The sequence below is a fragment of the Arsenophonus nasoniae DSM 15247 genome (genome assembly GCF_000429565.1).
GTDB classification, from domain to species: Bacteria; Pseudomonadota; Gammaproteobacteria; order Enterobacterales; family Enterobacteriaceae; genus Arsenophonus; species Arsenophonus nasoniae.
The window spans coordinates 76,979-101,674 of sequence record NZ_AUCC01000001.1; the positions used below are offsets into that span (position 1 = coordinate 76,979).

16 protein-coding genes and 2 pseudogenes are annotated in these 24,696 nt (G+C 32.2%); 7 read left to right on the plus strand and 11 right to left on the minus strand.

All coding sequences use genetic code 11. From position 1 onward, the window contains the following. Positions 1–127 precede the first annotated feature (127 nt). A complete protein-coding gene (locus tag G468_RS0100405) occupies positions 128–829 on the minus strand; it encodes a pirin family protein (RefSeq protein ID WP_026821396.1) in 702 nt (233 codons plus the stop codon). A gap of 112 nt (positions 830–941) precedes the next feature. On the opposite strand from G468_RS0100405, the gene G468_RS0100410 reads away from it, so the two are divergent. Next, positions 942–1,859, plus strand: a complete 918-nt coding sequence (locus tag G468_RS0100410) for a LysR family transcriptional regulator (protein ID WP_026821397.1) — start codon at positions 942–944, stop codon at positions 1,857–1,859. A gap of 60 nt (positions 1,860–1,919) precedes the next feature. Here G468_RS0100410 and G468_RS0100415 read toward each other — a convergent pair whose 3' ends face one another. From G468_RS0100415 to G468_RS0100435, 5 genes are all read right to left on the minus strand, one after another. Continuing rightward, positions 1,920–2,315 (minus strand): DoxX family protein, encoded by a 396-nt coding sequence (locus tag G468_RS0100415; protein ID WP_026821398.1) that lies wholly within the window; start codon positions 2,313–2,315, stop codon positions 1,920–1,922. 221 nt (positions 2,316–2,536) lie between these two features. After that, positions 2,537–2,833, minus strand: coding sequence for a YqjK-like family protein (locus tag G468_RS0100420; RefSeq protein ID WP_034249114.1), 297 nt, complete (start codon positions 2,831–2,833; stop codon positions 2,537–2,539). Beyond that, entirely contained in the window at positions 2,820–3,227 is a 408-nt protein-coding gene (locus tag G468_RS0100425) for a phage holin family protein (protein ID WP_026821400.1), read from the minus strand. The genes G468_RS0100420 and G468_RS0100425 overlap by 14 nt, the downstream gene beginning before the upstream one ends. Position 3,228: 1 nt before the next feature. Further along, the gene (locus G468_RS0100430; RefSeq protein WP_026821401.1) at positions 3,229–3,525 is read right to left on the minus strand and encodes an ElaB/YgaM/YqjD family protein; all 297 of its coding nucleotides are present in this window, start codon (positions 3,523–3,525) and stop codon (positions 3,229–3,231) included. Between the two features lie 224 nt (positions 3,526–3,749). Beyond that, positions 3,750–4,415 carry a DedA family protein gene (locus tag G468_RS0100435; protein WP_026821402.1) on the minus strand — a complete coding sequence of 222 codons (666 nt, stop codon included), beginning with the start codon at positions 4,413–4,415 and terminating at the stop codon, positions 3,750–3,752. A 531-nt stretch (positions 4,416–4,946) separates the two neighbouring features. Between G468_RS0100435 and G468_RS0100440 the strand changes: the two genes are divergently transcribed. Further along, the gene (locus tag G468_RS0100440) at positions 4,947–5,903 is read left to right on the plus strand and encodes a TerC family protein (protein WP_026821403.1); all 957 of its coding nucleotides are present in this window, start codon (positions 4,947–4,949) and stop codon (positions 5,901–5,903) included. A 526-nt stretch (positions 5,904–6,429) separates the two neighbouring features. Here G468_RS0100440 and G468_RS19330 read toward each other — a convergent pair. Next, positions 6,430–8,450 (minus strand): annotated as a pseudogene (locus tag G468_RS19330) (oxidoreductase). 1,537 nt (positions 8,451–9,987) lie between these two features. On the opposite strand from G468_RS19330, the gene G468_RS0100450 reads away from it, so the two are divergent. Then, on the plus strand, positions 9,988–10,914 hold the full coding sequence (locus tag G468_RS0100450; protein ID WP_081700598.1) for a LysR family transcriptional regulator: 927 nt from the start codon (positions 9,988–9,990) through the stop codon (positions 10,912–10,914). Positions 10,915–11,624: 710 nt separating this feature from the next. Here G468_RS0100450 and G468_RS0100455 read toward each other — a convergent pair. The 4 genes from G468_RS0100455 to G468_RS0100470 all read right to left on the minus strand — a co-directional run bounded on the left by G468_RS0100455 (position 11,625) and on the right by G468_RS0100470 (position 16,768). Continuing rightward, positions 11,625–12,437, minus strand: a complete 813-nt coding sequence (locus G468_RS0100455) for a hypothetical protein (RefSeq protein ID WP_026821405.1) — start codon at positions 12,435–12,437, stop codon at positions 11,625–11,627. A 236-nt stretch (positions 12,438–12,673) separates the two neighbouring features. Further along, positions 12,674–14,098, minus strand: a complete 1,425-nt coding sequence (locus tag G468_RS0100460) for a radical SAM protein (RefSeq protein WP_026821406.1) — start codon at positions 14,096–14,098, stop codon at positions 12,674–12,676. Continuing rightward, on the minus strand, positions 14,098–15,372 hold the full coding sequence (locus G468_RS0100465) for a glycosyltransferase family 2 protein (RefSeq protein ID WP_026821407.1): 1,275 nt from the start codon (positions 15,370–15,372) through the stop codon (positions 14,098–14,100). Before G468_RS0100465 ends, G468_RS0100460 begins: the two co-directional genes overlap by 1 nt. A gap of 40 nt (positions 15,373–15,412) precedes the next feature. Beyond that, positions 15,413–16,768 carry a glycosyltransferase family protein gene (locus tag G468_RS0100470; protein ID WP_034249116.1) on the minus strand — a complete coding sequence of 452 codons (1,356 nt, stop codon included), beginning with the start codon at positions 16,766–16,768 and terminating at the stop codon, positions 15,413–15,415. Positions 16,769–17,536: 768 nt separating this feature from the next. Between G468_RS0100470 and treB the strand changes: the two are divergent. The 4 genes and pseudogenes from treB (at position 17,537) to G468_RS0100490 (ending at position 24,674) form a co-directional block, all read left to right on the plus strand. Beyond that, positions 17,537–18,971, plus strand: a pseudogene (treB, locus tag G468_RS19335) (PTS trehalose transporter subunit IIBC). Positions 18,972–19,012: 41 nt separating this feature from the next. Next, on the plus strand, positions 19,013–21,742 hold the full coding sequence (locus G468_RS0100480; RefSeq protein WP_026821409.1) for a glycoside hydrolase family 65 protein: 2,730 nt from the start codon (positions 19,013–19,015) through the stop codon (positions 21,740–21,742). Further along, positions 21,739–22,389, plus strand: a complete 651-nt coding sequence (gene pgmB / locus G468_RS0100485) for a beta-phosphoglucomutase (RefSeq protein WP_026821410.1) — start codon at positions 21,739–21,741, stop codon at positions 22,387–22,389. The genes G468_RS0100480 and pgmB overlap by 4 nt, the downstream gene beginning before the upstream one ends. 452 nt (positions 22,390–22,841) lie before the next feature. Then, the gene (locus G468_RS0100490) at positions 22,842–24,674 is read left to right on the plus strand and encodes an IucA/IucC family protein (protein WP_026821411.1); all 1,833 of its coding nucleotides are present in this window, start codon (positions 22,842–22,844) and stop codon (positions 24,672–24,674) included. Positions 24,675–24,696: the final 22 nt, after the last annotated feature.

Here is a 24,696-nt window from a genome sequence, read left to right on the forward strand (position 1 = left end):
CTTGATGAAAAGGTTATCACTGACATCCAAATAAATTATATCTATTAAAAACTCTATTTATTCTATCACTTTTATTTGCTGTCGATCTTTTTATTAAATACTTTATTGAAAGTTATCAATTTTATGTTTAATTTAAATAAATCAATATGCCACGAAAATCTGTTTGGGCAGTTAATTTTACCTTTTGTTCCTGCATCAAAAATGCACCATCACTATAGTCAATATAAGCTATTTTGTGAATATTGTTTTCTAATTTGATTATTCCTGTAATTGAATATAGATAACTATTTTTCTCTTTCAGGTTAAGCGTTATATTTTGTTCCATTTTTAAATAAATATGGCTAATCCAAGTTTGTTGTCGAATTTTTAAGCTCTTCTCCGAACCATTTGGTGAAGCAAGTAATGTCAATGCATTATTATTAACCAGTTTACGTTTTTGGGGTGGGTGGCAGAAATATTCAACGCAGGCATTAATCCATAACTGTAATTGTATTAACGGTTTTTCGTGATTAATATTGTGTTCGCTATAACTTATATTATGTAACGGAGATATAAGTAAGCACTCATTTTCAGATTGATAAATGCGATTTCCTTCACTATCGTGGAATTCAGCCTCACCCTGTAAAACCAAATTAATGATATCGATATTGGGATAGGTTTTGGCCCGGCAGGCCGCCTTTGGCGCGATAGTTTCTCGATTTAATACTCGCAAAGCACCGTAATGGGTAAAATTAGGATCAAAATAGTGACCAAAAGAGAAGGTATACTGTGCTTGTAACCAACCAAAATCAGCATGACCACACTCTTTTTCTATTCTAGGAATTATCATAGTAATTTTACCTTTCAGATAATTTATGATGAAAAATAATAATTAACTAGACGAAAAATTGTTAGCTAGTTAATCTGAGTTAAACATTCAAATTTCTTGATTGAGATCCTTTATGAGTAAAGAGCGTGCACTAACATTAGATGCGTTACGCGTAATGAATGCCATTGACCGACGCGGAAGTTTTGCAGCAGCAGCTGATGAATTGGGTAAAGTCCCTTCTGCATTAAGTTATACGATGCAAAAATTAGAAGAAGAGCTTGATGTGGTACTCTTTGATCGTTCTGGCCATCGAACTCGTTTTACGGATGTTGGTCGAATGTTATTGGAACGAGGGCGATTATTACTAGAAGCAGCAGATAAACTTGTGGTTGATGCTGAAGCATTAGCGCGTGGTTGGGAACCCTATCTTACTATTGTTTGTGAAGTCTTAATTCCCGTCTCAACACTTTTTCCTTTAGTCGATAAATTGGCACAAAAATCGGAAACACAACTCTCTTTATTAACTGAAGTATTAGCCGGTGCATGGGAATGTTTAGAAACCGGTAAAGCTGATATTGTGATTGCCCCTGATTTGCATTTTCGCTCCTCACCTGAAATTAATAGTCGTCGACTTTGTACTATTAATAATGTTTATGTTGCCAGTCCTGAGCATCCTATTCATCAAGAACCAGAGCCACTTTCCGATATGACACGGATTAAATATCGTGGGATTGCCATTGCCGATACCGCCAAAGAACGGCCAGTCTTAACGGTACAGTTATTAGATAAACAGCAGAGATTAACAGTCAGTTCGATCGATGAAAAACGTCGCGCTTTATTAGCTGGGTTAGGTGTAGCAACTATGCCTTATACGTTGGTTGAAAAAGATATTAAAGAGGGGCGATTACGTGTCGTGGGATCAGAACATAGCCATGAGACGAATATTATTATGGCTTGGCATCGTGGCAAAATTGGTGAAGCCAAATTTTGGTGCTTGCGTCAAATTCCTCAATTATTTAATAGTGAACACTATATCGATCATTTTTGCTAAAAATATTGGGTTAAATTTTACTTATGGACGATGGTGAAATTATCGCCCAAACTTTAAGTATTACCATTTTTTATTTAACCAGTGATCAATACTGAATTTGCCTGGTCCGAGAATGGCTAATAGCATATAGCCGCCAGCTATAGAGAGATCTTTTAAAAACATCAATTGGTTATCGCCTTCGGCAAAGTTGAAGTGAAAAATAAAAGCGGTTAACAAACTAAAAGCAACGGTAAAAATAGCTGTGGTTCGAGTTAAAAACCCAAATAGGATCGCTATGCCACCGCCAAACTCTAATAAAATCGTCAATGGGAGTAAAAATGCGGGGACACCCATAGCTTGCATATATTGCTGGGTTTCAATATAACCACTACCAAGCTTACCGTAGCCGGCAAAAATAAATAACAGTGGCATTAAAATACGCGCCACTAAAATTGTGATATTTTCTATGTTTTTCATATTGATCCTTCTTAAAGCATAATATTTAAAGTAAAGGGTTTTAATCTATAGTGGGCGTTTGGCCGCCAAGCAAGAACAGTTAATTGCTGTTTTATTTATAGTAAAGCCTAGATTATTAAAAATACTAGCTAGGAAAATTCAATCTCTTATGCAAAAAAATTGAATGAATTAATGCAGGTAATTTTTGGCGAAAGGGAGTATTTTACAAATTTACGACTAGATTAGGCTTTTTTTGCTATAAATGTTTGTAAAGTTTTAGCTATCCCCCAGACACCAATAGCGCGTCGACTGAGGCGATAAAGTTTTTTAGGATGACGAATATTATAGAGTGCAATTAATGAAAAACTTGCAATGACCAGTGGTTTGAAAGCGAGTATCTTTTGCCAAGTACGATCATAGGGTGCAGTAATTGCTAACCAATGTTCAGAGGTTGCTGACAGCGCATTACGCTGCTGCTGAATATTGGTTAACAATTGCTGCTTTTTTAATACCAATTGTTTCGCTTTACTCAGTTTCATGTTCATCCTGTTTTAACTGTTTGATATCCTGCTTTAATTGTTCACGTGTAGCCGCTAATAGAGACGTGCGATGGGCTATTTTTAATGTCCAGCAAGTACCTAATAATGCTAGGATAAGTAAAACAGCCGTTGTAATAGCAACCACTTGTATACGATAGGCGGGATCAACCATGAGAAAAACTAATACCAGCAAACTCATCAGGCCAAATGCGATTAATAGTAATGTGGTACCGGCTAATAAAATCAGTTGAACAAAGGTTTGCTTTTCTTGCTCGAGTTCGACTGCAACAAGTTGCAGTCGTGTCTCAACCATATTAATAAGAATAGAACCTATCCGTTGTAAGGTAGTTAGCAAGCCTTTAGCCGGCCCATCTGGATGTTGATTTTCTCGCATATTAACGTCTAGCCAGTAAAATGCCTAATACCAGCCCGACAGCGGCACCTACGCCAACACCGGTCCATGGTTTTTCATGTACATAATCATCTGCCCGGCCAGCAACTTCCTTAGTTTGATCAATAATTTTACCACTGACATCACTCAGTTTTTGGCGAGAATCGTTTAACGCTTTTTCTGCTTTACGGCGAATTTTATCAATTTCTGCTTTGGACTTATTTTCTGTATTGTTCAAAACTTCTTCCAAAGAATCAGCTAATGATTTTAATTCTGTACGTAGGTTTTCGGTATTTTTCATAACGTTAACCTCTTTTCAATAAAGATCGTTAATTTTTATCACTCTTGTTCTTTGAGAATAGTAAAAGATCCAATAAAATCAATCTATATCTCATTAAAGGTAATTTAAAATTTGTTATATTGAAATATAAAAATAACTATATTGGTATGACAATTTGATAAACAGTTTGACTGAAAGGAATGCTGTTACTAGGGAAGTAGGCAACAGCATAAATTAAGTTGGATTTAGGGATTACGGCGATTAAATTTTTTCTTTAATACTACGGCTATACTGCCTATTAGACCAATAAAAAGCAAGACAACCGGGATCAGCATCAAGATGCTCATAATTTGGCGTTCATAGTATTGAAAGAGTGGACTTTTACCGAATACATAACCAATAGTGGTTAAAATCAATACCCAAAGTAACCCACTAAGCCAATTAAAAAACTGGAAGCGTCCATTAGGTAAACCGGATAGGCCGGCGATGGTAGGGAGAACTGTCCTGATAAAAGCAAGAAAACGGCCAATAAGCAGTGCTGCCAAACCATGGCGATGGAAAAGGCCATAAGCTCGCTGGTGATAATGTTCAGGTAGATGAGAGAGCCAGCTTTGCACAATTTTATTGTTTTCTAGCCATTTACCTTGCAGATATCCTATCCAGCAACCCAAACTGGCACCTGCAGTTAAGATAAAGATTGTTAATGGATAATTGATAGTGTCTTTGGCTATTAGGACACCGACTAGGATAAGCAAACTGTCACCAGGTAAAAAAGCGGCAGGTAATATTCCATTTTCCAAAAATAATATTGCAAACAATATAATGTAGATAGCCCATACCAATGAAGGATTCATTAGCATATTGTAATCTTGATGCCAGAGTGCAAAAAAAAGTTCTTTAACTAATTCCATCAAGTGTTTCCTAAATACCGTTATCTTTAAACCTAATTGGCAGTTATTACCTATTATCCCTTATTAGAGATAATGTGATTCTAGTTAAAAAGGTTGTAATATGAGCTTAAATATTAAATTCAGATATAAGCATAATATATTAGACTAATCAGATACTCTAACAAAATCATAAATAACTAAATAGTAAATTTTCGGTGAAATTGACTTTCTATTTAATATTTTATTTTTTTACAATTCATGAAATACATTTACCAATATCTTGTGTTTCGCTAGCAAATCTTTTATTTTATTAGCTAGCAAAGGGGAGTAACTTCTTTAGCCGGTTTGTCGTCATTACGGTGTTATGCACCCGGTAGCCGGGCATCACAGGTGAATATCAACGTCGCTTTTGTGTTGTAAGTGAGACCTTGCCAGTAGGCAAGGTTTACTTATAATTTAAATTAGTGGAATAGAAACCTATGAAGACTAAAATGGATTATAACGGCTGAGCCTTCTGTGGGGTTCGGCCGTTTTTCGTTTCTAGGAGCTAATATGCATTCTGTTGGTACTCCCGTATTATGGGTAATTTTTACTATTGTTATTGCGGTTATGTTACTTATTGATATTTCTTTACAGAGTAAGCATAAGGGAAGAGAAATAACAGTAAGACAGGCTATTACATGGAGTTTAATTTGGATTAGTTTGGCATTATTGTTTGCCTTAGGTCTATGGTTTTATTTTAAACAGACAACTAGCCTAACGATTGCTAACCGTCAAACAATGGCTTTTTTAACCGGTTATTTACTGGAAAAAGCATTGGCTGTTGATAATGTATTTGTTTGGTTAATGTTATTTAATTATTTTTCAATACCGGTGAATTTACAGCGCCGAGTACTTATCTATGGCGTGTTGGGTGCGATAGTATTGCGTACTATTATGATCTTTACAGGCAGTTGGCTAGTCTCACAATTTCATTGGATTTTGTATCTTTTTGGCATTTTTCTACTCTTCACTGGTATTAAAATGTTCTTCGTTAAAGAAAATGATCAATCAATTGATAAAAAACCCTTAGTAAAATGGCTAGGTTCTCATTTACGCATGACAAATACCTTACATGGGAAGTGTTTTTTTATTCGTCAACAAGGCATTTTATTAGCGACTCCGTTGATTATGGTATTAATTTTAGTTGAGATTAGTGACATTATTTTCGCGGTGGATAGCATACCGGCTATTTTTGCAGTAACAACAGATCCATTTATTGTATTAACTTCAAATCTATTTGCGATTTTAGGTTTGCGGGCGATGTATTTTGTTTTATCGGGTATTGCTGAAAAATTCTCTATGCTAAAATATGGGCTATCTATTATCTTAATTTTTATTGGCATAAAAATGTTATTAATGGATATATTTCATATTCCGACCGCTGTTTCACTGAGTATTGTTGCCGGTATTTTAACATTAACGATGCTCATTAATCTTATTGTTAATAAATATAAAAAATATATTTAATCATTAAATAATATCTTTAAATATTATAATACTGTATCCCTTTATATTGATTAATAATGGTAAAAAGGGATATGGCTATTTTTTCTATTAGTTAAATTAGTTCTACGGGTTAATTCATTAATAAAACAGTTAGTTGTTTATCTAATCAATCTGTTTTTATATACGATGGTATCTTTTTATCCAGACTAGAGTAAATACAATATTTTTATAGCCATAAAACAATTGTCATGACTATAGAAAAAGCATGTTGGCTGATTGTCTTATATCGTACATGAAGTTTAATAAAGTAAAGACTATTTAATTTAAATGCTGTATTACTTTTGCGAAGCTTGGGGTTAATGGCATGCAGAATGATAATTTTTTTAACGACAGTTTATTAGTTTCTTGGGAGTGGTTACGCTTATTTAAGTATGAATATTGGTTATTTCTTCGATTGTTAACCATAAAAGAGGCCAGAAAACCTATAGTCGGCCTATTCAATTGCTGCCTTTCTGATGGCTATATCAACGATTATTGGTGTTTTTCTTTATATTGTATATGCAAGGCGCATTCCTTGATCAATCGCGCGCCGTGCATCAAGCTCTACGGCAATATCAGCACCACCAATAATATGGGGTCTCTTGCCTAATTTATATAATGCGTCGGCTAAAGTGCGAAGGGATTCTTGGCCAGCACAGATGATGATGTTATCAACAGGCAAACACTTTTTTGCTTATTATGATAAATGTGCAGCCCCTGATCATCAATTTTATGGTAGCTAACACCATTCATCATAATAACGCCATGGCGTAGTAAGTTTAAGCGATGGATCCAGCCGGTTGTTTTGCCAAGTTGTTCACCAACACGCGCTAATTTTCATTGCAGCAGATAAATTTTACGAGGAGAACTTAGGTGCTGTTCACCTTTAAGATTAATACCACCTGGTTGAGATATCGTTGTATCAATGTTCCATTGATGTGTAAAAGCATCAATGTCTTGGCTACTATTATCTATTTCTTGACAAAGATGTTGTGCTATATCAAAACCAATCCCGCCAGCGCCAATAATTGCTACTTGAGAACCAATGGAAATATGATGTTTTAATACATCGTAATAATTTACGACACTAGCGTGCTCGATACCTTCAATGTGGATTTTTTTGGGTAGGACGCCTGTAGCAATGATGATTTCATCAAAGTTTACCAATTGTTCAGCTGAGGCTTTTTTAGTTAAATGAACAGTAACATTTTTTAGTATCAGTTGACGTTGAAAGTAACGAATAGTTTCTTGAAATTCTATTTTCCCAGGGATTTGTTTAGCAAGATTGAGTTGGCCGCCGATCTGACATTCTTGTTCAAATAAAGTAATATGGTGACCACGCTCTGCCGCTGTGATAGCAAATGATAATCCAGCTGGACCGGCGCCGATAACCGCAATGTTTTTTGGTTTTAATACGGGTCGAAAAGGAAAGTCTAATTCATGGCAAGCGCGTGGGTTAACTAAACATGATGCTTGTTTACCAACAAATATCTGATCTAAACAGGCTTGATTGCAAGCTATACAGGTATTAATTTCATCCGCACGATTTTCCGCCGCTTTAGTCATAAACTCAGAATCAGCAAGAAATGGTCGTGCCATAGAAACTAAATCAGCACAGCCATCAGATAAAATCTGCTCAGCGACTTCGGGTGAATTGATGCGATTAGTACAAATTAAAGGGATTGATATTTTTCCCATCAATTTTTTAGTGACCCAAGTAAAGCCTGCCCTTGGTACCATCATTGCAATAGTCGGGATCCTCGATTCATGCCAGCCAATACCGGTACTGATCATCGATGCACCTGCAATTTCGATTGCTTGTGCTAAGTGCTCAATTTCACACCAGATGGATCCTTTTTCAATTAAATCAAGCATAGATAGTCGGTAAATAATAATAAAATTATCTCCTACTCGTTGTCGAACAGTTTTGATGACTTCAATCGGAAATCGGATCCGATTTTGATAACTACCGCCCCATAAATCATCACGATGATTTGTATATTGAGTAATAAATTGGTTAATTAAATAACCCTCTGAACCCATAATTTCTATACCATCATAGCCCGCGAGCAAAGCAAGTTCAGCACAATTAGCGTAGTCTTCAATTGTTTGTAAAATTGCAGTATGACCGAGTGGTTTAGGCAAAAAGGGATTAATACTCGCTTGTAGTGCACTAGGTGCAACTAGATCAGGATGATAGCTATAACGGCCAGCGTGAAGGATTTGTAAGGCGATTTTCCCCCCTGCTTGATGCACTGCATTAGTAATCTTTTGATGATGGAAAATTTGTTTCTTGCTAATTAAGGTTGCTCCATCTTTGGTTAGGCTGCCAGGGTGATTAGGGGCGATGCCGCCAGTGATGATTAATCCAATATTATTTTTTGCCCTTTCAGCATAGAATTTGGCTAACCTAACACTAGCTTGAGGATGCTCTTCTAGTCCAGTATGCATAGAGCCCATAATAACTCTGTTTTTTAATTGCGTATAACCTAAGTCTAAGGGCTTAAATAAATGAGGAAAGAGATGCATATCCATTTTCCTTATGATGGGTTTTTAGTATTGGATTATTGTTATTACTTAATAGCTAATTGCAACGCAAATTTTAGAAACATTATCTTAATTTAACCCATATAAATAGTTGAAAAACGATATTGTTATTAATAAATTGTGATTTTTATCATATTTACTGAAATATATTTGCTGATTAATAAATACCTATAAAATCCTATACTAATCATAGTTAGGATAAAAATGACGTTGTAAAAGCCTAAAATTGCAATTTTCATTCTTTTGGTAGTTAAATGTTATTAATTTTAGTGTAGAGTCACATTTGAATGATAGGAGATTTGATAGAATTGTGCTTCTTCATAGATCTATTTTCACCTTACGATAACAACCGAATTTTTACAGGACTGTTATAAACCACATATTTGGTAAGTATGATTGTACAATTTTAACTTATTGATTTAGAAAATTATTTATAATAATTAACCGTTTTTTGTATTCATTTTACTTTTGGTCATTGGGCGTAGACTAAAAAATTGTTATGTTATCACTTTTATTTATATGTATAAGATTTTTTTGATACTTAGCTAAAATTTAAGTAGACAAAAGTTAGTTAATTAGAATTAATCAAAATAGATTTAGAAGGTATTCGGGAGTTCTTTATTATTTTGTTGTAGTGATAATATTTTTAACTATTAAGATCAATCTGATTATGTTGAAGTATTGCTGGATTTAGGATGAGTAAGATAAAACTAAAAAGTTTTGATCTTTTATAAATATATAGGTAGTTATAAAAAGGCAAATGGCTTTAACCGGAAAATAAAGAATAATAATGTTAAAATAAGAAGCGTATCTATAGAAATATAATCCAGATGAGTAATTGTTCATTTTTCATATGAAATTAATTATATTCTATATTAACAATAAAGTTTTTATCTTTAATTAACTCTATAATATAAACATTAATATTATAATACCTAGTATTTGGTGTTTAATCAATAAATCAAAGAAGGTAATGTTATAACAAAAAACTTATTTCATAATCTTTTGTTACAAATTTTATTAAATTTAAAAATCTTGTGATGTACTGTAGTAAAATAAAATATACATTACAATTTGTTAATTGTAATGTATATATTCTAGTTATTTATTTTTTTATTTAAATGCACTAAGAATTATTAATTTTACAATGTCATAATTACTATTTTTTAAAAATACAAAATATATGTATTTTTATACAGTTTATTATAAGTTGTTAAATATGATAAATTTTAAAAATTTCATTATTATTCTTATAAATGATTACAAATTTATGATAAGTAAACAATAAATGAAAAAAAGGTATGTGACATTTTATTATTTATAAGTTATAAGAAGTAATAACAAATGATAGGGAGAAGTTATATGTAGCTATATTAGGATGAAATAAAAGCTTACACTATATATTATTACATTGAGAATTCTAAAAATATAAAAATTATTGAACTGATTATTTATAGGTTTTGAGTTGTTTTTCTAATAAAATTTTGCTTCTATCTAATTTTTTTATAGAGAAGATAATATGTTTTTCGTAAAAAATTTATTTTTATCAGATTTTCATATAGGAGATAATATGTTTTTCTCAAAAAGAGTTGAGCAATTTATAACTATTGCCCAAAAAGGAACTTTTAAAGAAGCGGCAGATGAGTTATGTATATCTCCTTCTGCCCTTAGTAAGGGAATGAAGGAAATAGAGGGGCAGTTAGGTGTTCAACTTTTTCGACACTCAGGAAGAGGAGCAAGATTAACTTCTAATGGGGAAAAATTATATCAAGAATTATTTCCACATTATCAAGATGTAAGTGCTACAACAAAAAAATTAATGTTAGGTTTTTCTAGTAAAAAAGAGTCTGTTATTAATATAGCGACAGATGATGCATATTTTCCTGATCTGGCATCAATAATATCAAAAATAGACTCAATTGAATCGGGAATTCTTGTTGATATTAAGAAGTATTCTAATCATTTAATATCAGATATTATATGTCGTATTCAGGCAGATATTTTTATTGGTTCAAGAGAAGAGGAGAATTTACCTGCTAATATTGAAAGCTTAGCACTATCTTCTAAGTTAGAGTTAGGTGCGGCTGAAGATATTATAAATAGCTATAAAGATAAAATGGAATTACTGCTTAATAATAATATTATACAAACAGAAAGTATGTTGTTATCGAAAGGTTTTGAAAGAATAAAAAATCTATTAATGGATAAGCATAAAAAAAATATAATTTCAGTTCCAAGTATTGATGATGTTTTTCAGATATTAGGCGATGGAAAAGGTATTTCGTTTATTCCTAAATCCAATAAAAATATATCATTAGGTAAGCAACATAAAGTGAATTTTGCTATTCCTCCCGCACCTTTCAATATTGAAGTTCGTGGCAAATTATATTATAAGGCTGAAAAAAAAGAATCTTTACAATGGCTTATCGATTTAATATGTGATTAATATGATGTAATAAACACCAGGGAATCTAATATTAAACCAAAAATATATAATATAGCAGTTTTTCTGTATGAACTTTCTATTTGAAATTTATCTTCTGGTTTTTATTTATTACATGATATTTATTGTTTTCTTGAGCGATAATTATTGAATTTTAATTATTGTCAGTTTTTATTTAATTATGATTTTAATAAATTATTATAATTTATTTTGTTATTTTAATGATTCATAGATATATTAATTTAAATAAAATAATAAATTAACTCTTTAATTAAAAGACTGTTTTTTAGTAATTACAATTCATATAATCCTTTATTCAATAATCTTAAAATTTTGTAAGATAAATGTTTTTTAATAATGAAATGTAAAAATTATTTTAAAATAATTTAATTTTTATATAATGATTAATTAAGTATGGTAATTTAGATAATTATTATTTTTATAACGAATCACATTATTGATGTTATAAAAAACAAAACTTTAGCTAGCAAAAATATATTTTTTAAATAGCTTATACAAATATTAATTTTCATGTGATAAGTAATTAACAGTTTAAATAATTTTTATACTTTAAGATATTAATAAATTTATTATTTAGCACTTTTAAATCGACTATCTTTCATCATTGATAATGATATTGCCAAGCAGCGATAAGCAGGGATGGTTTGATTATAGAGCTTGATCACTGCGAGTCGAACTTCTGGTTTATTAATTTAACCTAAACTTTCCGCTACTGACAAATAATCAGTATAAATTTGGGGAGAGCCGGAGAAAGAGGCAAATTGTTTCCACTCTTTATACATAAGTTTAGTGTCCTGATGTGCCCGTGCAAAATGAAAAGCGTTATCAGTGGCTATATCTGGTTTGGGATAAAATAGATTAAGAGCTGCAAGACTTTCAATCTCCATCATTACCACGTATTGATCTAGACGGTTTCCGCGCTCACCTTTTAATAAGCGAAATTTCCATCCTGGATAATCCTCTATTCGATGATGGTTTTCAGCAATAAAAGTTTCAAAAGTTTCTGCCTTAACTCCAGGCCGTAGCGCTAAGTTGTGGATCCCTATTATTCTGGCAATAGTCTCTTGGTTAGGTCGCTCCATATAGCGTGGGCCATAACAGACGGTACTTTTTTTATTTTCAGCCAGTAGTTGATAATCAGTATAAATAGTTGGAATTTCACTAAAAGTACCATAACGTTGCCATTCGGCAAGGATTTGATGGATTTTTTGTGGTTGTTCTTGCCAGAATTGATTCGCTAATTCTGTTTTGTTGCCGTCATTGGATTGATAGCGATTACGATGTTCAACACTGTCTATTTCAAACAGCATCAGGTATTGTCCAACTCGCTTGCCGCGCAGACCTCGCAATAGCGTCCAGCGCCAACCTGGATAACATGGAAGATAGACACCTTTTTGGCGAACGAATGTTTCGAATTGCTCTGTTGTAATACCTGCCTCGGTATCGATTGCAACGTAATACAGACTGAAAACGGGTAAGGGCGAGTTATATTTTTTTCCATGAATAATTTCCTTACATTTTGCCGTAGATAACGGGCTATGGCCTCGTGCCAAACATTATGTCATTAGGCATCCAGTATAATGTTCGCTGCCAATGAGATAGGGTGTCATGGTAGAGTATTGGCTGCTACTTATTAATAACGAGTTATAAATCTGTTGCCATAATAACGTTATTATGATTACAGATATGCCAGAAAAATACGGCATCAAAAAATAGTGTTGATTTTTTTAATTAAATAATGTTAACAAAATTGGGTATTAATAATGGACTCAATTAATATTGCCGCTTCTTTAGTTAAAAAAAACCTGTTATTATCAATGAAAATAAGTTTTCTAAGCTGTAATTTTGTTAGAGCATGATTAATAGTTTTATTGGTAAAAAAACTTTCTCCATCAAATTTTGCTTTATAAACATTATCATCGACCGGGATCAAGCTAGATAATGCCATTTTAAAAGCATTTATTCTTTTTTGATCGTTTGAAAAACCTCTAATGGAGTGACAAGGTAGTTGGCTTTTAATAATAGATTCTTTGTATTGTTTATAGTTTGTTATATTTATCATTTCAGAGGAGATAGATTTTGAACTTCCACCTAATCCGATCGCTATCTCAGGGTATTGCTTATTAAGATCAGTAATAAGGCTTTTCCATTTTTCAGGATAAGTATTTTTCTTATAAAAATACATTGTCGGGTGTTCGTTATATTCCCTAGCTAGATATTTATCTATTAAATCTCGCATTTGATACTGTTTTCCTAAACTGGGTATCAATTTATCCGCATCAGAAATTATTTTTTTCTGCCACAAACTATCTCTCTCTCCCGATACGCCGGTTCTTGTTTCCATAAACTCTTTCATATGTAATTTAGTGCAAACAACATGAGAAATATTCAGTTTTTTTATTATTTCCATATCGTTTTTTACATCATCAACAGTTTGGCCGAATAAACCATAAATGAGGTCAACACTAATTAATTCAAAACCTAATGTATTAGCATCTGCAATGGTTTTAAAAAACTCTTCAGCAGTGTGTTTTCTGCCACAGGCTTTAATTAAATGATCCTGAAATGATTGAGTACCAAAGGATAATTTAGAAAAACCAAGTTCTTTTAACAACGACAAATATTCTTTATTTAGACTACCAGGCTCTCCTTCAAATCGCATAGTTGTGGATGAGAAGTTAAAATTATTTTTATAAAAATTTATTAATCTTTTTAATTCTCTATCAGGCAGAAGAGAGGGAGTACCGCCAAATATATTAAATTCGCCAATACTCACATTAGTTAGATTTGGCACCTGCTTTAACCAAAACGTAGCTTCTTTAATATTAAGGTCAACAATTTCTTTAAATAAACTATCAGCTTTTGCAGTGTTAGGGTTCACTATAACGGTTGGAAACTGACAAAAGTGGCATCGATAACGACAAGTTGGAATATAAACCCAGAGATGAATATTTTCTGCCTTTTTTATTTCCTTATTCATATCATTATAAAATGAGGTTAAGGGATAATTATCGATATCGCCGGGGAAAATATGACAGCCAAAAGGATCCTTAACTACATATTCAAGTAAATCTGTATTTTCTTGTTTACTTAAAATATTGCATATATTTGGTTTAGGATATTTTTCATCAATATCATTAAGAGAGGCAATATAGGTATCTCGCATTAGAACACTCCACCATTAGCAAAATAGTTGTGTGCTTCTCCAGATTCTCTATCCTCGCAAAAATAATAAACAAATCTATTAAAATCTTTATTATCAATAGCATTAAAGCACTCAGGGATTGGTGGCGGATAGCCGATGTCTTCACCTACATAACGGCGAAGTGAGTTAAATATCTCTTCTTTAAATTCAAAATAGAGTCGGAAGGCGGGGGTTTTGTAAGAATGTATGGGTTTGAAATCAGTAATACTGGTTTCATTTTTGATCTCATTAATTCTATTATAGAGATCCTTAGCAACCTCAGGTGTGAAAAAATTAATAACTTCTTGGTTATTAATCAAAATATTAGGATTTAATAACGCCGGTAATATAATGTTTTTCGGGATATAATCTTTTATTGAATAAAACCAAGCTTGTTGTGCATCATTAAGGCTTAAATCTTGATAATGATTTAATTGATTATCTAATGGCCTTACGTCTTTCATCGTAATAACGCCATTTTCACCATAGGCGATGCCATTAATAACATCATATAATAAGGTATCTACTCTTCTACTATTAATTTTTACATATGATTTTGGTGAATATACTGGTTTTCCACCATAAGCAATAACTTTTATGCCAAAATCCCAATCGTCAGATAAATGTTCGACAAATTTACCATTTTGTAATTGGTAAAATATTTCAATGCCATCAACAAGATCATACATTTTTTTTTCAACAGCAAATCCTTTTCCATCGGGAAAGCCACCAAACAAGGAGAATGAAAAATCACGGCAGCGTAATGTTTTATTTATTTCTTTATATAAATTAGGCCGCTCGATAAAATCATTTTTCTCATAAAAATAATTACAGGTACCTAAATCACCATCTTCGGTGATCATGGTATAGATAAGTTCGTCAAGCCAATATTGGTCTACAGTACAATCAGCATCAGCTGAAACTATATAATGTTTTTGCCAGTTGTTAAATTGAACCCGTCGTTTTTCAGCTCGTAGGGATGCATAATCCATTCCTTTTTTTCTTGCTGAAGAAACGCCTTGAATTTTTTCATTAATAATATGAATATCAAGATTATTATATCTGTTTTGACAAGCAATAATTTTATTAACAGAATCATCGGTTGAATTATTATCAACAAAAATTAATTCAGCATTACTCAGATCAAATAGTTTATATTTAAATTTTTGATTATAGATTGATTCTATGACACTTTCTAATCGTTCACTTTCATTATAAAAAGGGAATACAATAGATATAAAGGTTTCTTTACGCATAAATTATCCATATTAAAGGTTAAATATCTCATTTTTAATACTAGATATTAAATATTTTATTTATTACCTGATTAGATAATAAATTTTTTCCTATATTAAAATTATGTTTTACCAAAGCTGCTGTCTTATTTTGATCATTAATTAAATTATAAACTCGCTGGATAAAGTCGTCGTCCGGTAGTCCATCTTCTTTTGGCGAAATATTCATTAATTCAGTTTTAAAGCCATGTTGTCCATAAACTTCATGATAGTATTCGTAACTTGTAGATATATAACAACGATTATGACTAATTGCTTCTCCTATGGGATTACCATAACTATCATAATCATAGGATGTTAAGAATGAAACCATATCGCTAGAATAATAGAGGTCTTGAATAGTGGGTTTATTGTTTTCATTTTCTATAAAATCATGTTGTAGTGGCCCAGAAAATCTTATAAAATTCTCTAGTTCTAATTCTTTTATATATTTCCTTAAATAATGTGAATAATCACTATTTTCTTTTTCATCACCAGCAATAATTAAATATATAGAGCATGATTTATTATTTTTTGTATATAAATCGTTAAGCTTTTTGACTAGGTAAATATCCCTTTCTAATTTTTTTTCAGGAATAATTCTAGTGGTTCTAGCGATTAAAAAATCATTTTTTGTTATATTAAATCTATCTCTTATATTTATTCTATCATGATTATTATTATTAAATAAATAAGTGTTACGCATAACATCAATATTGATATCCTGCTTACTCCAATCTTTTAGTTTTTTAGCTAATGAATTGTTTAACGTAACGTATTTTATATATTTTGATTTAATAGGTTTTATTGCATAATGCCAAGGTTCTTGGCCGTATTTTTTTGATAATGTTTCACTGTTCCACATTAGGTCATGATCTCGCCATAATACAAAACAGGCTAGATTTTTTTGTGAGCCATATTTTTCTATACTTTTATATAGCGCTTTAGTATAAATAATATTTTCAGGTAATGTTCCATTTTCAATGACCAGATGAGTAATCTGCAGTTTATTCCATATCTTAAAAATTATTTCAGATAACTCATTGGCAACAATATCTATTTGTTCAAGTAGTTTATTTTTCTCTATTAAATTTATTTTTGTCGTACATTTAATTAAAGAGTTATTTACTTTATCAATAAATTCAGGAGTATAATTTTTTAACAAATGTATATCATTAATTCTTACTAATTTAAAATGTTTATCAAAAATTGATTTTTCATAACAAGAATAGGGTTTAGCAAAATTTCCTTTATCAATTTTTATGTCATAGCCTAATTCAATAAAGGATTCAAATCCTTTATTATTTAAATAACATGCTAATTTTGCTGCTTCAACTGTAATTCCTGAAACAGCTATAGCATCAAATGAAATAAACATAACTTTTTTTATAAGGCATATTAATTCCCTATCTTTTATTTTTTTGCTTTGAATAAAAAAATATTTATCATGTATAATATAAATATTTTCTTATTTTTTAATGATTATTAATATATTTTGTGATAAGCATCGAATAAAAATATTTGCAACAAGGATAAAAGTAATTTTTGCTATAATTGAGATACAAATAAAAATCTTTCAAATAACACTTGTCATTTAACTTTAAATATATTTCAACTTTTTAACACATTAAAGTTTATATTAATTAGATATCTATAAACAGTTTATTAAAAATATTAAATAAAAACAAAAAAATGATTAATCCTAAATGTTATTAAAATAATTGAAACTAAGTAATAACATCTCTGAATAGAATTTTAGTAAAATTTCAATTTTTATATTTAAAGTTAATGGCTAATATAAATATTATTTTAATTTAATAAATATTTCTTTTAGAAATTTATGTTGATAATTGAATGACATAAAATCATTATCTGTTGTTTTATTCTAAATAATTAGAATAATAAAAAATTATTCTCAAGATAAATTGACATAAGTAAGTTATATTTATTTAAAAAAGAAAAATTCTCATACCGATGCTTATTAAAATTATAAAATTATCATTATATTATTCAAAATAAATAATAGTTTTTCAAAAAATTACAGTCATTTTGTTTTATATCTATTTTGTGATTGATCTCTATGAAATATGATTATTGATGAGATATTTTATATTTTATTATGTAAAAATATAAAATTATTGAAATTATGTTAAAAAATATCACAATAAGTCATGTTAATATTAACAAGATTATTTCTACGATTGGTGGTAGAAATAATGTTAATAGTTTTACCCACTGTTTGACTAGATTACGTTTTATTTTACATGAACCAGAAAAGGTAAATATAGAGGATTTAAAAAAACTACCCGATGTTAAAGGTTGTTTTAATCAAGCAGGACAACTACAAATTGTTATTGGTACCAATGTAGATAAATATTATAAAGCCATTCAAGAACAATTTGATATAACAAACTGTGACGACAATAAAAGAGAGTCCAAAAGAGCGATTAAAAAAAAGACAAAAATTTGGACACGTTTAATTACCAATCTTGCTGAAATTTTTTTTTCCATTGCTGCCAGCGCTTATTTGTGGCGGCTTGCTGTTGGGCTTGAGAAATGTTTTAGGCGAAATGCCAGTAGTAAATAATCAACCATTAATGGCATTTTATCCTACACTAAAACCGATTTATGATTTCCTTTGGCTGCCTTGTGAGGCTATTTTTCATTTTTTACCGGTTGCAATTTGCTGGTCAACAGTAAAAAAAATAGGTGGAACGCCGATATTAGGTATTATTCTTGGAATTACATTAGTTTCACCACAATTAATGAATGCCTATAATTTAGGCAGTCAGTTACCTGCTGTTTGGGATTTTGGTCTATTTACTATTCAAAAAGTAGGTTATCAGGCCCAAGTTATTCCCGCTATTTTTGCTGGCTTATTTTTAGGTTGGTTTGAAATATTCATACGCCGTTATGTTCCTGGTTATTTAAAATTTGTGGTTGTTCCTATTGTTACTTTGAGTATTTCTGTTTTTGTTGCTCATGCAATACTCGGCCCAATAGGGCGAATGATTGGTAACGAAATTGCAGAAGTAGTCAGATTTGTCATGTTCGGTGGTTTTGCACCAATTGGCTCTGCTATTTTTGGTTTTACCTATCCTCTATTAGTAATCAGTGGCGTTCATCATACGACGTTGGCCATTGATCTCCAGATAATGCAATCGCAGGGTGGAACGCCAATTTGGCCAATTATTGCACTTTCTAATATTGCACAAGCCTCTGCTGTGGTGGGCATTATTATTGTCAGTCGTAAAGAAAATGAACGTGAAGTCACTATTCCGGCCGCCATTTCTGCTTATCTCGGGGTTACTGAGCCGGCGCTTTATAGTGTCAATCTTTATTATCGTTTTCCCTTGCTCTGCGCTATGGTAGGTTCTGCCGTTGCCGGTTTTATTTGTGGTGTCTTTGGCGTACTTTCGAACGGTATTGGTGTGGGGGGACTGCCTGGTATTCTTTCTATCCAACCGATTTATTGGCTAGTTTATTCTTTTGCAACAATCATTGCGATTGTCGTTCCAATCATATTGACGATAGTGATTTACCGTTACCAACAACGAAAAGGCACACTTATTTCTGATTAAAGGATTATTTGACTAATACATTTTTAATAGTGAATTTGAATATGAATTATTTGCATGTTGTTTTTAAACCACAAGAATTAGTGGTTTACCAAGCCCAAATGAATAATAAATCTTATCCGATAACCTATCAGAAAATTAAAAAATTAGATTTATTAGCGTTAATTAAGCAAATTAAATTAGATTTTCCCCATAATCAAGGGGGAATATTAAAAGGAGATGCGTTAGCGTTTTATTCGCCATTTTGTATAAAAATTGCTGATGAAGATGTCGTTGACATGGAGAAATGTTTTGCTGAAATATTTAATGTTCCTTTCGTTCGAGCAGAGGCTTTGGTTGATAATGGTGAAGAAACATTAAAAAAGACTTTGGCAGAGAAACAACAAACAATAGGTTGGAGCATTGATTATTGCGGATATAATCCAGGTAAAGCGGAATATACCACTGAGTCTTTATTGACCGTAGCGAATGGATATTTAGGATTAAGGGGTACATTACCTGAAATGGTAATCAGTGATGATACCTATCCGGCAACTTATCTTGCCGGGCTTTATAATCAAGCTATTTCGGTAATAGATGACCACCAAGTGCATAATGAAGATTTCGTTAATGCACCCAATGCACAATATATCTCGTTACGTATTGGCCAGGGTAAGTTTGTTAATCTTACTGATTTTAAGGTCATTTCTCTTTATCGTCGATTAGACTTTCTGACAGGGATTTTATCGAGTGAATTACAAATTGAAGATGAAGAAGGGCGTCGCTTAAAAATAGATTGCCGAAAATTTACTAATATGGCAAGAATGACACACTACAGTATTGAGTATCAATTTTGTCCGTTAAACTTTTCTGATCAAATAACTATTTGTACCAAAACAGATGGCGGAACGTTTAATTATGGTGTTGAACGTTATCGTTCGCTCAATTCTTATCATTATGAGATAAAAGATTTAATTGCTGATAAACATAAAACCTATTTATTAGCGCGAACCTATCAAAGTAAAATAGGTATTGGTATTTCGACAGAAATTAGCGGTGATTTCTTTGCGCCAGATAGTGTCGAAAATAGGATAAATGAAAATAGTATTGTTCAACAAGTCGTTTTTTCTGCGGAGCAAGGCAACTGTTATCGGTTAGAGAAAAATGTAGCTATCGCAATTTCCACTGTTTTTAAACAAGATTGGCAGCAGGTAGATACATGGCAACTACCTAACTTTGCCGCTCAGTTAGCAGAAAGTCAGCTTGCCTGGCAAACGCTTTGGCGGGAAAGTGATATTGTCATTGCTGGTGATATGATGGCGCAAAAACTGCTGCGTTTACATACCTATCATCTATTAGCCTCTTGTTCTCCTTTAACAAATGGCAAACATAAATTAGATGTTTCTGTTACTGCTAGAGGTTTACATGGAGAAGCTTACCGAGGGCATATTTTTTGGGATGAGATATTCATTCTGCCATTTTATATTATGCATTTTCCAACAACTGCTCGCCAATTACTGATGTACCGTTATCGGCGATTACCTGCCGCAAAACAGGCCGCTTCACAAGCGGGTTACCAAGGAGCTATGTTTCCCTGGCAATCGGGTCACGATGGTAGTGAGCAGACGCAAACCTTACATATCAATCCGCTGACAGGACAATGGGATCCTGATCATAGCCACTTACAGTGTCATATTTCTTTAAGCATTGCTTATAATGTATGGTTATATTGGCTAAATACGGGTGATAAGCCATTTATGATCGACTATGGGCTGGAATTATTAATCGAGATAGCCAAGTTTTGGCTGAGTAAAACAGCCTGGGATGCGACGAGCAATCGATATCATATTGCTGGTGTGATGGGACCAGATGAATTTCATGAATATAGTTTAGGTAATAAAGAAGCTGGTTTGCAGGATAATGCTTATACTAATTTAATGGTGGCATGGTTATTTAATCAAATTGATATAATTGTTTTGTCTCTATCGAAACAAGACTTAAATAATATTTTAAATCGAGTTGATATTGATACTGACTTCTGGCAGCAATTAACAACCATTAAAGAAAACTTAGCCTTGTCGATTAATGAGCAAAATATCATAGGTCAATTTGATGGTTATTTTGCCCTTAAAGAAATTGATTGGCAAAAATATCGCAATAAATACGGTAATATTTATCGGTTGGACAGAATACTGCGTGCTGAAGGGAAATCAGCTGATAATTACAAAGTGGCTAAACAAGCAGATTTGCTAATGATATTTCATAACCTGAGTCAAGACGTTGTAAAAAATTTATTAAAAAAAATGAATTATGCTACCTCTGATAATTATGTTGAAAAAAATTTCAATTATTATTTTTCTCGTACTTCCCACGGCTCGACATTATCTCGGGTTGTTCATGCTTCTTTGGCTGAAAATATTAAATTGTCAGCTTTATCATGGCAATTATATAAAGAGGCGCTATTTTCTGATTATCAGGATATTCAAGGTGGAACCACGTCAGAAGGGATTCATACTGGCGTAATGGCCGCTACCCTTAATATGACAATTATGACATATGGTGGGGTAGATATTCGTCAACCGTTATTAGAGATCAATCCTTCATTACCTAGTCATTGGCGACATCTCCAGTTTAAACTGTGCCATTTAGGTGTTAATTACCAATTTTTTATTACTCAAGAGAAGTTATTTGTGAGTTGTGATCGCGATACTGAAATACTGGTGAATAAGCAGGGATATCGGATTTCTGCCGGTAAAATTGCCAATATTGATTATAAAAATGAGGTAGTTGCATGAAGAAGGGAATGATCTTCGATCTTGACGGTGTTATTGTCGATACCGCTTTTTATCATTTTAAAGCTTGGCAATATCTGGCTAAACAAATCGATATTGATTTTGATGCAACGTTTAATGAAACCTTAAAAGGAATAAGCAGAGTTGAGTCATTGGAAAAAATTTTGCTTTATGGTGATAAAGTCGATGATTTTAGTGTGGCAGAAAAAAATATTCTGATGAACCGTAAAAATGATCACTATGTACAATCACTCAGGAAACTGACAGAGAAAAGTATTTTACTCGGAGTATTGCCTTTTATTCAGCAAGCAAAAAAAAAACAAATTCCTTGTGCGATTGCCTCTGCATCTAAAAATGCTACCATGATTCTTGAGCAACTTAATATTAAAGATTATTTTGATGCCATTGTTGATCCTCACTCTTTGTCTAAAGGCAAGCCGGATCCCGAGATTTTTTTAACCGCTGCTAATTTAATCGATGTATTGCCGAGTGAAGCAATTGGTTTTGAAGATTCACAAGCTGGCATTGAAGCATTAAATAGAGCGAATATTTTTTCTGTCGGCATATCGCCGCAAGACAATTTAGTCGGTGCTGATTTACGCGTCGACTGTTTTGAAAACATTAATTTTGAGCAGCTATTGAATATGTAAGTAACCATATTCAATATATGATAAAAATTATGAGTATTTAATAAAATAACCAATCCTGCCATCTTTCGGCTAGGCAACAAAATTGTTGATATTATTTAAAATATCATTGATATATATGTTGCCTACCTGCCATTACTTAGTTGTTTCTCTATTCATAATAACAATGATTAATAAACTTAATATTTTTCTGGTTGATAATGAGAATGATTCTCTATATCATTTGCATAAGTAAACAAATGTCAATTTATTATAATTTAATGTAACTATTAGTCTAAATAATTAAATTTTAGTGAGCAAAATTTAAAACTAAAATTGGATGGTTGTATCCAAATTTCTATATTCAGAGGTTTCAATTATCACCTTATAAATCAATCAAATATTAAGCTTTAGCACCATTGCTTATGTTGATACATGAATGTTGAAAGGGATAGTAAATAAAAGGGCTTTATTAAATGAACTCACTATTTACAAAAGTAAAATCACAAACTTCACATCTGACTAAAAAGAATTGGTTATATGCAAACCAGCACCTAGTCGCCAAAATATTGCGTGAACTTTTTCACGAAAAAATAATTCAGCCACTAAATTGTGGTGATAGTTATTCGATTGAGATTGGCCAATCACACTATCGTTTTCAAGCGCAAAGCTATCAACTTGATCATTTAGATATTAATCCTACCTCGATAAGTAGAAGTAAAAATGGCCAACCACAAGTTATTGATGCCATCGCCCTTATTATTGAATTATCGCCCTTATTGGATATTTCTGCTTCAATGCTACCTATCTATCTTGATGAAATATCCAGCACACTTTATGGTTATGCGTTTAAGTATCAAAATAATCGATTAACGGCACATGATCTGGTGCGAGCAGATTACCAAATAGTAGAAACTGCGATGACCGAGGGCCACCCAGTATTTATCGCAAATAATGGCAGGATCGGTTTTGATGCTGATGATTATTTACATTACGCACCAGAAAGCGCCAATCCAATCAAATTGGTCTGGATTGCAGCCCATCGTAATAAAACCGTTTTCTCCTCATTATCGTCATTCTCGTATTCGGCATTAATGGAACAAGAATTAGAGAAGTATTTGCTCACGCAATTTGCCCAATATATGCAGACATTAGATTTAGATTTAGCGGATTATTATTTAATGCCGCTACATCCCTGGCAATGGAAACATCGAATTGCAATTAGTTTTGCTGCTGATATTGCTAATCAAGATATTGTTTATTTGGGCGAAGGTCATCATGATTATCTGGCTCAACAATCTATTCGTACCTTTTTTAATATTAGCCAGCCGCAAAAAAATTATGTCAAAACGGCACTATCAGTGCTGAATATGGGATTTATGCGTGGGTTAGATCCACATAGCATGGTTACGACACCCAGTGTAAATGAATGGCTTAATCATCTAGTTCAGTCTGATAATTTTTTACAGCAAAAAGGGTTCACGATCCTGCGTGAGCATGCAGCAATAGGTTATTTTAATCCCTATTTTGAAATAGCGATTAAAAACAATAATCCGCATAAAAAAATGTTATCAGCATTGTGGCGAGAAAGCCCAATGACCATGTTAAACAGCGATCAACGTTTGATGACTATGGCTTCATTATTACATCTTGATAATCAAGGTAAAGCTGTTGTTGCTGCACTGATTGAAGATTCTGCTATTACCGTAGCAGATTGGATCTCACGTTATTTAGATGTTTATTTATCACCATTACTCCATACTTTTTTTGCCTATGATTTGGTCTTTATGCCGCATGGTGAAAATTTGATGTTGGTGTTAGAAAACAATCAACCGGTAAAAATGTTAATGAAGGATATTGGTGAAGAGATCGCTATTTTAAATAGTGATATTCAATTACCCAAAGAAATTGATTTTCTTCATGTTAAAGTCAAAGATGAGATGAAAATTAACTATATTCTGCTGGATATTTTTGACTGTTTTTTCCGTTATCTCGTCCCCCTACTGCAAAAACATCTTTCTTTCGCGGAAAGTCATTTTTGGCAATTAGTGGCTCAGTGTATCTATAACTACCAATCACAACATTTAGAACAAATAGAAAAATTCGAGAAGTTTGATCTGTTTCAGCCGGATTTTGTACGTATTTGTTTGAATCGGTTACAAATGGCGAATAATCAGCAGATGATCGATCTTGATGATCGAGAAAAAAATCTGAAATTCGCCGAAAAATTGCGTAATCCACTCTATGCATTCCGTGATAACTATGCAGTTACGGTGCAGATGAACAAGACAATAACAATATCGAACTGATTATAACAATAAATAATTTTAG

Bases quoted from the DNA above. Each gene is read 5' to 3' on its own strand.
- G468_RS0100405 (WP_026821396.1), bottom strand. From the start codon at position 829: ATGATAATTCCTAGAATAGAAAAAGAGTGTGGTCATGCTGATTTTGGT.
- G468_RS0100410 (WP_026821397.1), top strand. From the start codon at position 942: ATGAGTAAAGAGCGTGCACTAACATTAGATGCGTTACGCGTAATGAAT.
- G468_RS0100415 (WP_026821398.1), bottom strand. From the start codon at position 2,315: ATGAAAAACATAGAAAATATCACAATTTTAGTGGCGCGTATTTTAATG.
- G468_RS0100420 (WP_034249114.1), bottom strand. From the start codon at position 2,833: ATGAAACTGAGTAAAGCGAAACAATTGGTATTAAAAAAGCAGCAATTG.
- G468_RS0100425 (WP_026821400.1), bottom strand. From the start codon at position 3,227: ATGCGAGAAAATCAACATCCAGATGGGCCGGCTAAAGGCTTGCTAACT.
- G468_RS0100430 (WP_026821401.1), bottom strand. From the start codon at position 3,525: ATGAAAAATACCGAAAACCTACGTACAGAATTAAAATCATTAGCTGAT.
- G468_RS0100435 (WP_026821402.1), bottom strand. From the start codon at position 4,415: ATGGAATTAGTTAAAGAACTTTTTTTTGCACTCTGGCATCAAGATTAC.
- G468_RS0100440 (WP_026821403.1), top strand. From the start codon at position 4,947: ATGCATTCTGTTGGTACTCCCGTATTATGGGTAATTTTTACTATTGTT.
- G468_RS0100450 (WP_081700598.1), top strand. From the start codon at position 9,988: ATGTTTTTCGTAAAAAATTTATTTTTATCAGATTTTCATATAGGAGAT.
- G468_RS0100460 (WP_026821406.1), bottom strand. From the start codon at position 14,098: ATGCGAGATACCTATATTGCCTCTCTTAATGATATTGATGAAAAATAT.
- G468_RS0100465 (WP_026821407.1), bottom strand. From the start codon at position 15,372: ATGCGTAAAGAAACCTTTATATCTATTGTATTCCCTTTTTATAATGAA.
- G468_RS0100470 (WP_034249116.1), bottom strand. From the start codon at position 16,768: ATGTTTATTTCATTTGATGCTATAGCTGTTTCAGGAATTACAGTTGAA.
- G468_RS0100480 (WP_026821409.1), top strand. From the start codon at position 19,013: ATGAATTATTTGCATGTTGTTTTTAAACCACAAGAATTAGTGGTTTAC.
- pgmB (WP_026821410.1), top strand. From the start codon at position 21,739: ATGAAGAAGGGAATGATCTTCGATCTTGACGGTGTTATTGTCGATACC.
- G468_RS0100490 (WP_026821411.1), top strand. From the start codon at position 22,842: ATGAACTCACTATTTACAAAAGTAAAATCACAAACTTCACATCTGACT.